Genomic DNA, 14,176 nt, shown 5'->3' with positions numbered 1-14,176 from the left:
AATCCGACTTGTGTAGGTCGAGAACAGGGAACAGATGAGATAAATCAATCAAAAAATCTGTTTGTTGCCTGTTTCCTATTCCCTGTTAACAAAAGCGATATTATTCTTGTGCGCCAGCTTGTTGCAAAATCTTGACTATGTTTTGATACCCATTAAATTCTGCCAGCATTAAAGCGGTATAGCCGCCGCGATTTCGCAAATTCGGATTTGCCCCAGCTTGGAGTAATATCTGTACAGTCTTTGTGTAGCCGCCAGAGGCCGCCCACATTAATGCTGTTGCTCCGGCTATGTCTTGAAAATTGACATCTGCACCTTTGGCTATTAACAGTTGAATAATTTCTATCTGATTGCCTTTAGCAGCCTTTAACAAAACAGTCTGACTGTCATTTCCCAGAGTATTAGGATTAGCGCCGTAGTCTAATAATACTTTGACTGTTTGGGTGTGTCCCAAGGATATGGCAGCTATTAAAGGAAGTTCTGATTCTCCATAAATATTGGCACCAGAACTCAGCAGTGCTTCAAGAATTTCGCTGTGTCCTTGTAAGACTGCAACTAGTGTGGGAGTGTCGCCTAATTTATTTCTAATTTGGAGATTTGCACCCCGACGGAGTAAGACTTGCACTACTTCAAGGTGGCCTTCAACAACGGCAATATGTAATGCTGTTTCACCGTCTTTGTCTTGCAAATTAATTTGGGCATTTTGATCGAGTAAAGCAGAGGCGATCGCACTATTACCAGCAGCAGCAGCAGCGGATAATGCTGTACCACCATCACTGTTTTGTAAGTTAACATCTGCACCAGCCGCTAACAATGCTTGGACAATCTCTAAATTCCCCAAGTCCGCAGCAATCATCAAGAGTGTTTCACCATCTTCATCTTGAAGATTTACATCAGCGCCATTTTGTGATGTGAGTTGCACAACTGATAGATGTCCTTGTTTGACTGCCAATTTTAAAGCAGTATCATCATCTTTATCGGCAATATTTACTTTTGCACCAGCCGCCAGTAGTATTCGTACTATTTCTACATAACCTTTGAGTGCGGCTGCCATTAAGGCGGTGCTGCCATCTTCATTGATAGCATCAACGTTGGCACCTCTCGACACTAAAAGCTGGACAATATCTACTTGTTGATTACTCGCAGCCAACATCAACGCTGTTAAACCATAGCGTTTTCTTGGCAAGTTGATATTTGCCCCCGCATCTAAAAGCGATCGCACAATTTCTGTGTAACCTAAATTAGCAGCATACATTAATGCCGTAGTTCCATCGCGATCGCACCCATCCACCTTTACACCAGCAGCGAGAATTTCACTCAGCCGCTTGATATCTCCACTTTTCGCAGCCTTCAGCAGCAAGACATCGTTGTTTTCAGTCATTAATTAAATCCTGCCTGGGCAGTTTTATCATCTAGTCCCCAAATTTAGTTTGAAATTCTTTAAGTACTTTTGCAATAGGGCTGTATTAAGAAAGTCCTGAGTAAAAATATTAGTGTTTGTGAAGTTGTGTTGCAGCAGGATTGATCGATCCAAAGTGTGTATGTAGTCTATCACGCCTAATTAATTACGAATTACCCTGAGACTTATGCTAATTTTTATTAAGATTTAAGAATTGGGCGAGAACACAATGACTCCTGAAATATCTCCCTCTGTGAAATACTGGCTTAACTTTTTCCACCCGCTCATGATGTGGGTACTTTTGGCGCTTTCACTTTATGCTGCTTATTTGGGATTGCAAGTACAGCGTACCAGAAACGCTCAAGGGGAAGAAAAGAAAGAACTGATTAAAGGTAAATTTAACGTCAAACACTACCAAATCGGGTCAATTCTCTTAGCTTTGATGGTAGCAGGCGCAGTTGGGGGGATGGCTGTTACCTATATTAATAACGGTAAGTTATTTGTGGGGGCGCACTTACTGGCGGGGTTAGGGATGACTAGTTTAATCGCTTTTTCTGCTGCCCTATCTCCTTTTATGCAAAAAGGAGCCAATTGGGCAAGAGTAACTCACATTCTGTTGAATTTCGTGATTTTAGGTCTATTTACTTGGCAGGCGATCACTGGTGTGCAAATTGTCCAAAGGATTTTGAGTAATGCTTAGTTATTAGTCAACTGAAGTATGAAGTCTGAATTATGAAGTCTAAAATTATTTTTCAGACTTCAGACTTCATACTTTTGACTTTAGTTGATTCAACGCTTCTTTTTAGAATTAGCAGGAAAAGGTAAGCCTACGGACTGATGAAAATCTTCTTGAACTTTGCGGGTTAAGCGGCGAGAGACTTGACGGACAATTTGATTCAGCAAGCGATCGCCTGTAGATTGAATCAGAGACTTGGGTAATCGTTGAATAAATCTGGGAAAGTGAAGATAAACTTTTAAATCTAAATCCCATTCAACTCGCGTTACCCCACTAGAAATCGCCGCATCATCAGTTTGATACTCTTTGAGTTGCATTGATGCTTTATAATCTACGTCATAACCCGGTGCTTGATAGTCAGGAATAGGGATAGTCCGAATCCGATATATGCCTTCTGCCGCTGGTAAAAGTTCTAAACCAATTTTTGGCTCCACTTCATAACCAAACGAGCCAAAACGACCAATAGTCAAAGCATAGCCATTTTCTCCCAACGGCTGTACCTTCATTGGTTCAGCGCAACGTGTAAACCACGACGAATGAGCATTGAGATATTCCGCAACTAGATGTATTGGGGCATACATCTCCATGTAATCGCTGTAGCAACCACAAAACTGGGTTTGTGTCGCTAAAGTAGCATCTGTAACTACATGATCAGTTTCTACTAAGTTGGACTCTACAGGTAAAACAGTTTCTTTTATATCCAAGGATTGATATTCGCCGTTTGTTGAAAGCATCAAAGCATTCCCCTCTGAGTTGGCGTTTGGCTATATTTATAGTTCCCAGCTTACTTGGGTGATTTCCTACGCAAGATCCTATTTTGGCTGAAATTTTAAGATTCTGTCATGAACTTTATGAAATCACTAAAATACGGATAAATCACATACTAGTTTTTTAGGATAACGTTTGTCATGAAAGCATTTGTAGCCGGAGCCACAGGTGAGACAGGTCGCCGCATTGTCCAAGAATTAGTAGCGCGGAACATTCCCGTGCGTGCTTTGGTGCGCGATATAGAGAAAGCTAGAGGGATTTTACCTCCTGATGCTGAATTGGTTGTTGGCGATGTCTTGCAACCCGAAAGCCTCGCTACTGCGTTGGGAGATAGCACCATATTGTTGTGTGCGACTGGTGCAAAACCCAGTTTTGATCCAACAGGGCCATATAAAGTAGATTTTGAAGGTACGAAAAATTTAGTGGCTGTTGCTAAAGCTCAGGGAATTGAGCATTTTGTTTTAGTTTCTTCTTTGTGTACTTCTTTGTTATTCCATCCTTTAAACTTGTTCTGGCTGATTTTAGTTTGGAAAAAACAAGCCGAGGAATACATTCAAAAAAGTGGTCTTACCTATACCATTGTGCGACCTGGTGGGTTAAAAAATGAAGATAACTCTGATGCGATCGTGATGCAGAGTGCAGATACATTATTCGATGGGAGTATTCCTCGCCAAAAAGTTGCTCAAGTTTCTGTGGAAGCACTCTTTGAACCAGCCGCCCGCAATAAAATTGTGGAGATTATTGCTAAACCAGAAGCTAGTGCAAAAACCTTTGGGGAATTATTTCAGCAATGCTAAGTCTAGAGTCTGTAGTTAATAGTTAAGGCAAAATACCAGTGACGAAAAACAAAGGAGTCAAAATCTGAAACGTTTTGAACTTAAAGGCGTTGAAAAATTAATCGGCCCGATCGCAGCGCTGCTGGCTTTTGTCTGCTTGTTACAGTGGTATCTTTTTGGAGATTTGCGATCGCCTTCCGATCCGGTTTTTAATGATCATCAACCACCCCTAGTTATGAAAGGTGGCGACCCTTATATTCGCGCCTTGATGCGAACTATTTCCGCCAGCGAAGCTAATGGGAACCGTCCTTACTCTCTGTTATATGGTGGACAACAAGTAACAGACCTGAGTCGCCATCCTGAAATCTGTGTTGCGATCGTTACAGGGCCAAACACAGGTAATTGTTCCACCGCCGCGGGGAGATATCAAATTATTAACACTACTTGGTATCACATTGCCCCCCGCTATCACCCACACCCCATGAGGATGGTGTTTTGGACTTCTTATAGTTTTGAACCAGAATTTCAAGATACGGTAGTTTACCGTTGGTTGAACGATTCCCAAGTTTGGCAAGTCAATATTTCTCAACTGCTGCGTCAAGGCAAAATCATTGATGTCTTACGGCGTTTGTCTCCCACTTGGACAAGTTTAGGATACGGAATAGAAACTAATTCCATCAGTACTTCTTTACCGCAGATTTATCAAAAAATGTTAAAGGAAGAATTAACCGCAGCTAATCCACCAGCATTTCCTACAACACCAAACCCAACATTAACGCCTAAAAGCAAAAATATCTAAATATTGATGCACAAAAATTGAATAATTAAATAGCAAATTATCTAATATCATATTGCCAAAAATCCTTGAATATTCTGCACAAATTCTTGAGTATTCTCCCAGTGAATATTATGAGCAGAATTACTAACTAGTTTCACCTGAGATAGCTTACATATTTCAGCCATTTTTATATTGATAGTTATGAATTTTTCATCATTATTACCTACCAGCAACAGCAAAGGTACTGTATTACCTTGAAGTTTTCCCCATAAAGGAGGTTGACTTCCAGTTCCCATAAATCTTAGTGATTTAGCTAATTCAATTGGTTGATTCTTTAACCTACTTTCTATCATCCTGGCAAATTCAGGATGATTTTTGATAGCACCAAAAATTGGCTGATTGTACCAGTTTAATAAAAACTCTCGAAACTCATTTTCAGCAACCAATCTTGACAGTTTTCTCGCTATTTGCTCATCTTTTTTGACTCGTTCTAATTGTTCTGTTTCTGCCGTTAGTCCTGGAGATGCTGATTCTAATACCACTTTGTAAAAACGCTCAGGAAAATGCAGGGTGAGATATAAAGCTAATCTTCCACCCATTGAATACCCAACTAAAAAGCATTTAGGGATATGCAACTTATCCAATAAGTTAATTAAAGCTTGAGCAGTTTGGTCAATTTTATAATATTTGTCGTCACCTAATACTTGAGTTTTGCCATGTCCAGGAAGGTCAATTGTGAGATAAGAAAATTCTGTGCCTAGTAAATTTATAACTTCATTAAATTCATCTAACTGACCAATAAACCCATGTAAAAAAAGAATATATGGTTTGTTTTTATATTGAATTAGATTATAGTTAAATTGATAATTTTCTGACATATTTTAGTTTTGAAAACTAAATGAGAATTTTCTGTAAAGTCATAATAAGCTAATGTATGATATCTAATCAAGAGCTTCTCAAATTCTAGCGAGTTTATGCGAAAGATTAGTTTGTTTATTGCTTCTAGCCTTGATGGATATATTGCTAGAGAATCAGGAGAAATAGATTGGCTATTTACAGATCAAGACTATGGTTACACTGAGTTTATTGCTGATGTTGATACATTAATTATGGGTAACAAGACTTATCAGCAAATATTAGGTTTTGATGAATATCCATATAGCAGCCAGGAAGTTTTTGTACTTTCCAAAACTCTTCAAGGTCAAGCAGAAAATAACGCTACATTTGTGAATGGTGATTGGCAAAATTTTATGACAAATTTGCGTCAATCAAGTGGAGGCGTTATTTGGCTAGTTGGAGGCGCACAGACAATCAAGTTTTTCTTAAAACATGGTTTTATTGACGAAATGATTTTATCAATTCACCCAATTATTTTAGGCAATGGTATACCGTTAATTATTAAGGACTCAAGTTTAGAAACAAAACTTGAATTGAATGATGTGAAAACTTATGATTCAGGGTTGTTACAAGTTACTTACAATGTGAAAAGAAAAGTAAATTAATAAGTACAAATATTAAATGCGATCGCCCATCACATTATTATCTAGGCAGGAATGATTTAACTAAGGGTATTCCCCCAATTACAACAAACAGCGAACCCATACCCGTAAACATAGTAGGTAAGAACCATAATTCAAACCAAGAGCTAATTACAGCGGATTCTGGTTCTTGAGGGTTGTAAAGAATTTCCACCTTTTGTCCTTGATTATATGCTGGTGGGTTACTACCGCTATTAGCTTCAAATTCTATAAGCTTACCAGAATTAGCAGTAAATTTGATCACTGGGTAATATGCAGTAAAGGAACGGCCTTTACTATCTCTAGATCTATGTTTTACCACATCAATTACAGTCCCTGATGTGGCAATAGATTTGCCAACAAAAGAGCGCGTATTTACGCCAATTAGGATACCAGTAATCAAAAAAATACTACCAACTCCACCAAATATAGAACCAAATAAACGAAAAAATGTTACATCTTCATTCGTCATATATTTTTTTACAATTAAGCAGATATTTACTTTAGAGTCATCAGATTTTGATGCATAGAAAAGATTATCTAGTTTTGGCGATCGCGGCGACTATAAGGTAAGTCAAAATTAATGATGGGGCCTAGTGGCACAATCCCATTGGGGTTCAATTCTGGTAAGCCTATATAATAAAGTTGTTTAATATGACTGATATTACACCATTGTTTAACACCAGGAAATTGATATAACTCGCGGCAATAATTCCAGAGATTAGGATGTTCAACTAATCGCTTGATATTACACTTAAATAAACCATAATATGCTAAGTCAAATCGGAATAGTGTGGTAAATAAGCACCAATCTGCTAATGTAATTTCTTCCCCGCAAAGGTATGGTTGTTTACCTAAAACTTTTTCCCAATATTCCAGTGCGAGAAATAATTCTTTGAGTGCTTGTTCGTAAGCAGCTTGTGATGTTGCAAAACCAGTACGGTATACACCATTATTTATTGGCTGGTAAATTGCATCTATCGTTTCATCAATTAAAGTTTGCAGGGATTTGGGATAAAAATCTACCATCTTCTCTGCGAAAAAATTAAACTCTGTATTCAATATTTGAATAATTTGGCGAGATTCATTATTGATAATGCTTTGTGTATGTTTATCCCACAATACCGGGACGGTGACTCGCCCGGTATAAGTTGGGTTTGCTTTGGTGTAAATTTGCCAAAGATAATCCGCTTGGTTGACTTTATCTCGAATACATCCTGGTTTATCAGAAAACTTCCAACCTTGGTCACTAATTACGGGGTCAACAATAGAAAGACTAATAACTTTTTCCAGTCCTTTTAAAGCGCGTAATAATACAGTGCGATGCGCCCAAGGACAACCCAAAGAAACATACAGATGATATCGGCCTGCTTCTGCCCTAAATCCACTTGCGCCATCTGCTGTAATTTTATGATGAAACTGCGTTGGCGATCGCTGAAACTCGCCGTTGTCGTTACGTTCTGTCCAGACGGTTGTCCACTGGCCGTTAACTAATCTACCTAATGCCATATTTTTCCCTATATTAGTTTCTCATCTCATCAAAAGCGTAAGCCGCCATACTGAATACGCCGTAAGTATAGCTGCTATGGAGTTGTTTACCTCTGGCATTTTTATCACTTGCTCCCAAAGCCACAAATAATGGTAGTAAGTGTTCTTCTGTGGGATGGTTATCTAAGATGTATGGAGCGAGTTGGCGATAGTTTAACAGGCTTTTGACATCATTTTGTGCGATCGCTTGTGCTAACCATCCATTAAATTCTCTTACCCATTGAGGTGGATTTGCATTGTCTATCAACCCTAAAACAGCAAACGCAAGCGACTTAGTAAAACTCGTAATAGTTCTAACTCAGACTTTTCTATCTGCTCAAAGCGTTCTTTCAGGTAAGTAATATGAGCCGGAAATATCACCTCAAACAAGGCTTGTCCTTCATAAGTGAGTTTCACAACTACGCTACGACGGTTGTCTGTGGGTACTTCTCGCACTACTAAGTTTTTTTTCTCCAAGCGGTCTATCACGCCTGTGAGAGTTCCCTTGGTGATGAAAGTTTTCTCGCCAATTTCTCCCATAAACATTCCCGATGTATTACCGAGAGTTGCAATGACATCAAATTGTGCTGGTGTGAGGTCAAATTGTCGTATGTGGGTTTCTGAATAAGCGGAAAATGCGTGATAGGCTCGTACCAGTTCACGCATTGTGGGAATAAACGGTTCTTGAGCCGCAGCTTTAACTGAATAATCATACATGGAGATACATAATTTAAACAGACTATTCTAATTAGTACATTAAGATAAAAATTAAGCATCAAGGCGAAGATTTCACCTTATGCTTGAGCTAATTAACAAGTATTTTCTTATTAGTGCATTTCGTCGTATTCTGGTGCTTCAACTCGTCTAGCTTCTTGACGGGAAGGCGGGAGAAACTCAGCCCGACGGACAGGAACCAAAGGTGCAGTAGAACCACCTTGATAAGGATGAATTACCTGTACGGTACGAGTTGGACGGTTGCGAGGCCCAAATAAAGCCAATACCCCAGCAACAACAATACCACCACCAACAGTCAGCGTAGCGCCTCCCACAGCCCAAACAATGGGTGAAGACCACCAAGCACTTTGAGGTTGTAACACTTCAGATGCAACTTTTTGGCTATTTTGCTGGGCTAATAGCAACTGTTGAGCATTCTGATTATCAAATAGTCTTTGGTTTGCCCCTCTTAGCTGTTCATTATCGGTTTTTAAACGATTCAATTCAGCTTTTAACTGCTCAAATTCTGCTCGTAACTCAGGATTGGGCGCAGTGGGGGGCTGAGTAGTTGGATAAGGTTGTCCGTAGTTGGAAGGATATTGTACGGGTGGCTGTAGCTGAGGTGCAACTACAGTGGGTATTTGGGGGGTGACAGAGAAGTTAGGTTGTAAGGGATTATTTGTTCCCTTGAGCAAAACAAGAGCCGCCAGCCCAGCCACAGCGACTCCACCGATAAATGCCATACTCTCACTCATCGCCTTTGCCCCTCAACAGCGACGTAATTATTTGTGACTGACACACTCTCACACTCATAATCTTTGTACTTACTCAACTTCACCTAAACACTTAAAGTATAAGCGGCAGTATCAGCTAGTTTTTTTACAGCCTGCAATCTGCTGTTAATATTCAAGACCATAAACGTCAAATTGTCTACTAAACCAGGGTAAAAAAACTACACTGTTATACATTCTTAATCTACTTTTTCTGAGGTGGCAAGAAAGTGATGGGTCAAGAGTCATTAGTCATTTGTCTATTGTTACCCGCGGTGTCCGATTATCTCTACTCCCTAAGCCTTATTCTCTAATGCAGCTTTGAGACTTTGACAAAATTGAGCGATCGCCTGAAGTCCTTCTTCTGGTGTACCTTCTGCCAAACGTTTGACAAAAGCACTACCGACAATTGCTGCATCTGCGCCCCAATCTTTTACTTGACAGGCTTGCTCAATATGGGAAATGCCAAAACCAACACCGATGGGTTTATCAGTAACCTTACGAATCTGTTGTAGTAAATCTGATACTCGTACTTCCATTTGCGATCGCATTCCTGTCACACCAGTCACACTAACTAAATAGATAAATCCTTGGGAAGCACGCGCGATCGCTTCAATTCTATCGCTAGAGCTAGTAGGTGCGACTAATAAAGTCAAATCAATCCCCATCTCACCAGCAGGTTTGAGCAACCCAGCGGCTTCTTCTAGGGGTAAATCCGGTACTACCAGCCCGGCGACACCAGCTGCGGCTATTTGCTGGAGAAATTTTTCGATACCGCGGTGGAGAATTGGGTTGTAATAAGTAAACAAAATAATTGGCGCTTGCAAACTAGGGGTGATTCCTTGCAGCATTTCTAGAACGGCTTCTAACTTCGTCCCCTTTTGCAAAGCGCGAGTAGCAGCAGCCTGAATGACTGGCCCATCGGCTAAAGGATCAGAATAGGGAACACCCAGTTCAATTATGTCAGCACCACTGCGATCGAGAATTTGCAAAGCAGAAGCGGTGGTAGCTAAATCTGGATCACCAGCAGTAATAAACGGAATCAGAGCGCACTCTTGATTCCGTTTTAAGGTTTCAAAGCGATCGGAAATGGCGGTCATTAGTCAAAAGTCAAAAGTCAAGGGTCAATAGTCAAAGGAATTTACAAGAAACTAGAAAACGGGTCATTCTGATGGAAATCGATATCTCGTACTTTCGGAATCGGGAACAGAAAAATTGCCTGTTCCCTTGACCCTGTAACCTGTTCCCTTATTCCCCGACTATTGACTATTGACTCATAAAATGATCACTTTACACCTGAGATTCCTTTTCTTGTTCTATCTCAGCCTGAATTTTGGCTAGTTCTTCCGGTGTAAGTTCATCCAGCCGCTTTTGGAAAAACGCTTGTTCATAGTCTTCCCGTTGTTGATGGTAGGTCATATTGTTATTCACAGCGCGGTAAACATAAGTGCTTACCCAACCAATTAAGCCAATTACAACTAGGACAGCCTGGCTCCATATCCCAGCTTGTTGACTATCTAAGCCAACAAGCTGTAATCCCACATAAGCCAAGCCACCAGCAATAAAAATACCTAAACCAATTACAAGAGCGTCGATGCGTCGCATGAGAGTTATGACCTACCAATCTCGTTAGACTTCTATTTTGCGCGGTTGTGGTCGCAGATTCACAAAGGGCGACAGAACCAATAAACCGGGAAAAAAGAAGAAAACCAAAAAGTACATAAAAGTACGCTCAATCGAGGTAGCCACATACCACCGCTGCTTGAGGTAAAACAGTACAGCTACAGGGATGACTAATAAATAAGTTCCAGCCAAAATCAGATACAGCAGGGCGACGATCATAGGTTTTTTCTCTTTGTAGACAAGGCCATTCGGTGCATCTGTTTCTCATCATAGGCTGAACGCGTAGCTTGAGGAAAGTCTGATTAATGATACTGGACAAAAAATCCGCAGTTTTACCTGGACAAAATTCAGGATGGTGCTACAATAGCAAAGCCAGTGTCTAATCAGTGTACTTGTCACACCAAGGTAAAGATGCTTGTCGAAAAGGGGAAATTGCCAAAAAATCACGCGATCACCCAAAATAGACAAAAATTTTTCAAACCTAGTTCACAAAATGCACAATTGATGGTGGAATAGATGAGGAGGTATTTGCTGCCTCCAAAAAAAGTGGCTCCTAACTAAACTTGGGGGTGTGGCGGAATGGCAGACGCTACGGACTTAGAAAACTGAGCCTTGATGAAGAAATTCTTCAAGTGGCAGCTCTCAAATTCAGGGAAACCTAAATCTGTTTACCAGACAAGGCAATCCTGAGCCAAGCCTAAAATAAATGCTGAGAAAAAAGTACTGAGTGCTGAGTAATTTTCAAACTCATACTCTTAAATTTTAACTCAGAGTTTTAGGAAGGTGCAGAGACTCGACGGGAGCTACCCTAACGTAAAGGCGAGGGTAAAGGGAGAGTCCAATTCTCAAAACCGCAAGGTAGTAGTGAAAGCTGCAAGAGAATGAAAATCCGTTGACCTTAAACGGTCGTGAGGGTTCAAGTCCCTCCACCCCCACTAAAAAACAAAGTTAAACAAAGCCTGCTTAAATACTTTTAAGCAGGCTTAACTGTATGTAGATAATTTTAAAATTAATTGTAGGATGGCGATCGCACTTAGGTTCAACAAGTGATAAATCAAGTAACAGCTTATTTCACCGTTTCTTCGTAATATTTCAGTCTTTACCCTTGATTCGTCATCTCACCGCATCAACCTTATCTCCGTAATTCTCCTGAAAAATCGAGCTTGTTCAATTTAATCTTGAAGAAGACTTCAGTAAATTCATCAAAACTCATTCAAAAAATTACTTTATCTTTGAAAACTTGATTGATACTAGTGGCTGACAAAGTTAATCTAATAAATAATAGATTCATACACTTCATTGGTCTTGAGAACTTCCATGACCACTTATAGCTTATTTACTGATTTAGAAGAGCCAAATTTTATTCAACCCCACCTTCAGCCATTAAATCTCCAACTTGGGCAAGAAAAAGTATATGGCTTCTTTATGGAAATTGTTAATCAAAAACCCCCAGAAGAGGTATTGAGAGAATTTAAAAGATTATTTTTTGATTTTCTCGAATCAGGAAGTTTAAATACTGTACCCATCATTCGTAAACTTTTGTTAGCGAATAACGAGCAGGAATTTCGTAATACTATCAAACGCTGTTGCTATATCATAGTCAATAACTGGGCATCTAAAAGAGAATATGAATATATACAAGAATTAATTAATTTATTAGTTAATTATGATGTCATCTGCAAGAAAAGCATTTATACCAGTTTGCACGTATATAAAAGCTGGCTAGAAAATTTTGTTAAAAGTGAAGACTATCAAGAATTAAAATTATTTGCTAATAGACACGATCATAAAAGCAAAGTTCACTGGGCTAATCGTTATGCAACTTATTTATTAGTTGCTCAGTCTCTTGATGCTAATAACCCCAAAGAGCAACAAGAAGCAGCCCAGCAACTTTCGCAGCAAATGAAAGACAACTTTAAGTTTGAATTAGCAATGTATATTGCTCGTTCTCAGTCTGCTGCTTCCAGTAACACACGCTATGTAAATCCTAGTATTTTGGGCGATAATGTTTTGCGTTTAATCAAAACAATTATCGTAAAAAAAGGTGCGTTTAGTTATGAAAATTTAGCTCATATATTTATTAAACAAACCCAGGATCAGACCTTTAAAGAATTTAAAGAGAGTATACGTAAATACTTGTTTTTTTCCGCTAAAAACCTAGATTTCGTCAAAATTTTAAATCAGCAGCTAACAGAAAATTTATCTAACTGGAAACCAGAGTGTGATGAAGAGATTTTAGATAAAAATTTATTTCTCAGAAGCTGTAATCGTTTAATTGATTGTCTGACTACAGAAAATGGTCGAGAACCTTCTCAGCTATTTACTTTATTGCTGTCTCAAGGTCATCCATTAACTTTAGTAATTCTACTACTCAAAATTATCTTAATTTGTCAAAATTCCCGCAGCCATCTGGAAATTAGAATTGCCCATTTAATTCGTTATTATGAGAAATTACCGCAGGATGAATGTAAATGGGTGATTCATTTTCTGGAAATATTTAATATTACTTTTGCCATTTACGCAGAAAACATTGAATATAACTTGATTAAAGTGCAGAAAAATAGGCAGAGTTCTCAGGGAAAATTAAAGATGGAGGCGTATCATGTGTTTTCACAATTAAGAGAAAGCATTTATAAATAAAAATTTCGATATATAAGCAGGTGAGAGGTTATGGGTGACAGGTGAGAGGTGACAGGTGACAGAGTTAAAAGGCTTTAGTGCTTTTTGGGGTATTTGCTAAATTTAGTGGGAAAACATAGCGATCGCAGGTAAAAGCTGATACGATTCGCTTTTAATAAGGATCGAGCATCCCAAATAGATTAATACTAAAGGAAAGACTTTGCGACCATAGCGAGTCAGCATAGGAGCTAACAGAGGATTACGGGTTAAATTGTAAGAGAGAAAACACCACATTCCCACAGTTAGATAACAGATACAGAGAATTACGCCTAAGCTAGGGAGATTGCTACTAGCAAACAGGGGGACATAAATTCCAATGTTATTCCCGCCATTTGCAATGGTGACAGCGGAAACACGGTAAGTTTGGCGATCGCGTAAAGTCGTCCATAAGGATTGTTTTTGGCGCTTGGTTGAAGAAGCCGAAAAATCAACCGATACAGCTTGTACTGCTTCTTCCGCTTGTTCTCGCGTTAATAGATGATTAATCCCAATAGCTATAGGTAAAAAACCTAGCAAGCCAATCCAAGCTGTTGGTAAAATTAAACCGCCTAAAAAGCCAGGAAGACTAGCCAATATTAATACAGTAAACCCTAAAAATTCACCAAGAATAATATTTTGCGGACGGAAATGACGATTAACTTTGCCAAAAAATGCAGTTAAATATAAATTGTCGTCGAAAGTAGTGGCAAAAGCAGCAGAGATGCCAATAATTATTGTAGTAGTTAGCCAATTCATGATCTTTGCGTAAGGTAATGTAACGCTCCAAAATTTGGAGAATAGATTGTGTTGTTTTAGCTAGGTACCTTAGCTGCGTATGTCATAAATATTATGGCTAACCACTATATAGGAGCAAATATTCTTTTTTGTCAAAACGATAAAAAAAGATTATGAA

At 39.1% G+C, this 14,176-nt stretch carries 17 protein-coding genes; 5 read left to right on the top strand and 12 right to left on the bottom strand.

What is annotated here, in order from left to right:
• Nucleotides 1–100: 100 nt before the first annotated feature.
• Complete coding sequence (locus IQ244_RS08420) at nt 101–1,378, bottom strand: ankyrin repeat domain-containing protein (protein WP_193892017.1); 1,278 nt, start codon at nt 1,376–1,378, stop codon at nt 101–103.
• Nucleotides 1,379–1,625: 247 nt separating this feature from the next.
• Here IQ244_RS08420 and IQ244_RS08415 point away from each other — a divergent pair, with 247 nt between their 5' ends.
• Entirely contained in the window at nt 1,626–2,096 is a 471-nt protein-coding gene (locus tag IQ244_RS08415) for a DUF4079 domain-containing protein (protein WP_193892014.1), read from the top strand.
• 89 nt (nt 2,097–2,185) lie between these two features.
• Here the strand turns inward: IQ244_RS08415 and IQ244_RS08410 are convergent, their stop codons facing one another.
• A complete protein-coding gene (locus tag IQ244_RS08410; protein ID WP_193892011.1) occupies nt 2,186–2,866 on the bottom strand; it encodes a DUF1997 domain-containing protein in 681 nt (226 codons plus the stop codon).
• Between the two features lie 174 nt (nt 2,867–3,040).
• Here IQ244_RS08410 and IQ244_RS08405 point away from each other — a divergent pair, with 174 nt between their 5' ends.
• Nucleotides 3,041–3,697: an NAD(P)H-binding protein gene (locus IQ244_RS08405; RefSeq protein WP_193892008.1), complete on the top strand. Its 657-nt coding sequence runs from the start codon at nt 3,041–3,043 to the stop codon at nt 3,695–3,697.
• A gap of 163 nt (nt 3,698–3,860) precedes the next feature.
• On the top strand, nt 3,861–4,475 hold the full coding sequence (locus tag IQ244_RS08400; RefSeq protein ID WP_322746037.1) for a glycoside hydrolase family protein: 615 nt from the start codon (nt 3,861–3,863) through the stop codon (nt 4,473–4,475).
• Nucleotides 4,476–4,522: 47 nt separating this feature from the next.
• Here IQ244_RS08400 and menH read toward each other — a convergent pair whose 3' ends face one another.
• On the bottom strand, nt 4,523–5,332 hold the full coding sequence (menH, locus tag IQ244_RS08395) for a 2-succinyl-6-hydroxy-2,4-cyclohexadiene-1-carboxylate synthase (RefSeq protein WP_193892005.1): 810 nt from the start codon (nt 5,330–5,332) through the stop codon (nt 4,523–4,525).
• Nucleotides 5,333–5,443: 111 nt separating this feature from the next.
• Between menH and IQ244_RS08390 the strand changes: the two genes are divergently transcribed.
• Complete coding sequence (locus IQ244_RS08390) at nt 5,444–5,956, top strand: dihydrofolate reductase family protein (protein ID WP_265578911.1); 513 nt, start codon at nt 5,444–5,446, stop codon at nt 5,954–5,956.
• A gap of 37 nt (nt 5,957–5,993) precedes the next feature.
• On the opposite strand, the gene IQ244_RS08385 is transcribed toward IQ244_RS08390, so the two are convergent.
• From IQ244_RS08385 to ndhL, 8 genes are all read right to left on the bottom strand, one after another.
• Nucleotides 5,994–6,443: a DUF3592 domain-containing protein gene (locus IQ244_RS08385; protein ID WP_193891999.1), complete on the bottom strand. Its 450-nt coding sequence runs from the start codon at nt 6,441–6,443 to the stop codon at nt 5,994–5,996.
• 68 nt (nt 6,444–6,511) lie between these two features.
• Complete coding sequence (locus IQ244_RS08380) at nt 6,512–7,480, bottom strand: glutathione S-transferase family protein (RefSeq protein ID WP_193891996.1); 969 nt, start codon at nt 7,478–7,480, stop codon at nt 6,512–6,514.
• Nucleotides 7,481–7,493: 13 nt separating this feature from the next.
• Nucleotides 7,494–7,766, bottom strand: a complete 273-nt coding sequence (locus IQ244_RS08375; RefSeq protein ID WP_228058808.1) for a dioxygenase — start codon at nt 7,764–7,766, stop codon at nt 7,494–7,496.
• Nucleotides 7,767–7,768: 2 nt separating this feature from the next.
• Complete coding sequence (locus tag IQ244_RS08370) at nt 7,769–8,215, bottom strand: MarR family winged helix-turn-helix transcriptional regulator (RefSeq protein ID WP_193891994.1); 447 nt, start codon at nt 8,213–8,215, stop codon at nt 7,769–7,771.
• A gap of 110 nt (nt 8,216–8,325) precedes the next feature.
• Entirely contained in the window at nt 8,326–8,967 is a 642-nt protein-coding gene (locus IQ244_RS08365) for a cell division protein ZapB (RefSeq protein WP_193891992.1), read from the bottom strand.
• Between the two features lie 311 nt (nt 8,968–9,278).
• A complete protein-coding gene (gene trpA, locus IQ244_RS08360; RefSeq protein ID WP_193891985.1) occupies nt 9,279–10,082 on the bottom strand; it encodes a tryptophan synthase subunit alpha in 804 nt (267 codons plus the stop codon).
• A gap of 190 nt (nt 10,083–10,272) precedes the next feature.
• Nucleotides 10,273–10,587, bottom strand: coding sequence for a DUF3007 family protein (locus IQ244_RS08355; RefSeq protein WP_193891982.1), 315 nt, complete (start codon nt 10,585–10,587; stop codon nt 10,273–10,275).
• A 24-nt stretch (nt 10,588–10,611) separates the two neighbouring features.
• Entirely contained in the window at nt 10,612–10,824 is a 213-nt protein-coding gene (gene ndhL / locus IQ244_RS08350; protein WP_193891980.1) for an NAD(P)H-quinone oxidoreductase subunit L, read from the bottom strand.
• A 1,098-nt stretch (nt 10,825–11,922) separates the two neighbouring features.
• Between ndhL and IQ244_RS08345 the strand changes: the two genes are divergently transcribed.
• Nucleotides 11,923–13,245 (top strand): hypothetical protein, encoded by a 1,323-nt coding sequence (locus tag IQ244_RS08345; protein ID WP_193891969.1) that lies wholly within the window; start codon nt 11,923–11,925, stop codon nt 13,243–13,245.
• A gap of 102 nt (nt 13,246–13,347) precedes the next feature.
• Here the strand turns inward: IQ244_RS08345 and IQ244_RS08340 are convergent, their stop codons facing one another.
• Nucleotides 13,348–14,019, bottom strand: coding sequence for a cadmium resistance transporter (locus IQ244_RS08340; protein ID WP_193891966.1), 672 nt, complete (start codon nt 14,017–14,019; stop codon nt 13,348–13,350).
• Nucleotides 14,020–14,176 lie beyond the last annotated feature (157 nt).

It is taken from the genome of Nostoc sp. LEGE 06077, from assembly GCF_015207705.1.
Taxonomy (GTDB): domain Bacteria; phylum Cyanobacteriota; class Cyanobacteriia; order Cyanobacteriales; family Nostocaceae; genus Nostoc_B.
This window is presented reverse-complemented; position numbering and strand designations above follow the sequence as displayed.

What these genes read in the sequence shown, in the direction of transcription:
- IQ244_RS08420 (WP_193892017.1), bottom strand. Translation starts at nt 1,378, where the DNA reads ATGACTGAAAACAACGATGTCTTGCTGCTGAAGGCTGCGAAAAGTGGA.
- IQ244_RS08415 (WP_193892014.1), top strand. Translation starts at nt 1,626, where the DNA reads ATGACTCCTGAAATATCTCCCTCTGTGAAATACTGGCTTAACTTTTTC.
- IQ244_RS08410 (WP_193892011.1), bottom strand. Translation starts at nt 2,866, where the DNA reads ATGCTTTCAACAAACGGCGAATATCAATCCTTGGATATAAAAGAAACT.
- IQ244_RS08405 (WP_193892008.1), top strand. Translation starts at nt 3,041, where the DNA reads ATGAAAGCATTTGTAGCCGGAGCCACAGGTGAGACAGGTCGCCGCATT.
- menH (WP_193892005.1), bottom strand. Translation starts at nt 5,332, where the DNA reads ATGTCAGAAAATTATCAATTTAACTATAATCTAATTCAATATAAAAAC.
- IQ244_RS08385 (WP_193891999.1), bottom strand. Translation starts at nt 6,443, where the DNA reads ATGACGAATGAAGATGTAACATTTTTTCGTTTATTTGGTTCTATATTT.
- IQ244_RS08380 (WP_193891996.1), bottom strand. Translation starts at nt 7,480, where the DNA reads ATGGCATTAGGTAGATTAGTTAACGGCCAGTGGACAACCGTCTGGACA.
- IQ244_RS08370 (WP_193891994.1), bottom strand. Translation starts at nt 8,215, where the DNA reads ATGTATGATTATTCAGTTAAAGCTGCGGCTCAAGAACCGTTTATTCCC.
- IQ244_RS08365 (WP_193891992.1), bottom strand. Translation starts at nt 8,967, where the DNA reads ATGAGTGAGAGTATGGCATTTATCGGTGGAGTCGCTGTGGCTGGGCTG.
- trpA (WP_193891985.1), bottom strand. Translation starts at nt 10,082, where the DNA reads ATGACCGCCATTTCCGATCGCTTTGAAACCTTAAAACGGAATCAAGAG.
- IQ244_RS08355 (WP_193891982.1), bottom strand. Translation starts at nt 10,587, where the DNA reads ATGCGACGCATCGACGCTCTTGTAATTGGTTTAGGTATTTTTATTGCT.
- ndhL (WP_193891980.1), bottom strand. Translation starts at nt 10,824, where the DNA reads ATGATCGTCGCCCTGCTGTATCTGATTTTGGCTGGAACTTATTTATTA.
- IQ244_RS08345 (WP_193891969.1), top strand. Translation starts at nt 11,923, where the DNA reads ATGACCACTTATAGCTTATTTACTGATTTAGAAGAGCCAAATTTTATT.
- IQ244_RS08340 (WP_193891966.1), bottom strand. Translation starts at nt 14,019, where the DNA reads ATGAATTGGCTAACTACTACAATAATTATTGGCATCTCTGCTGCTTTT.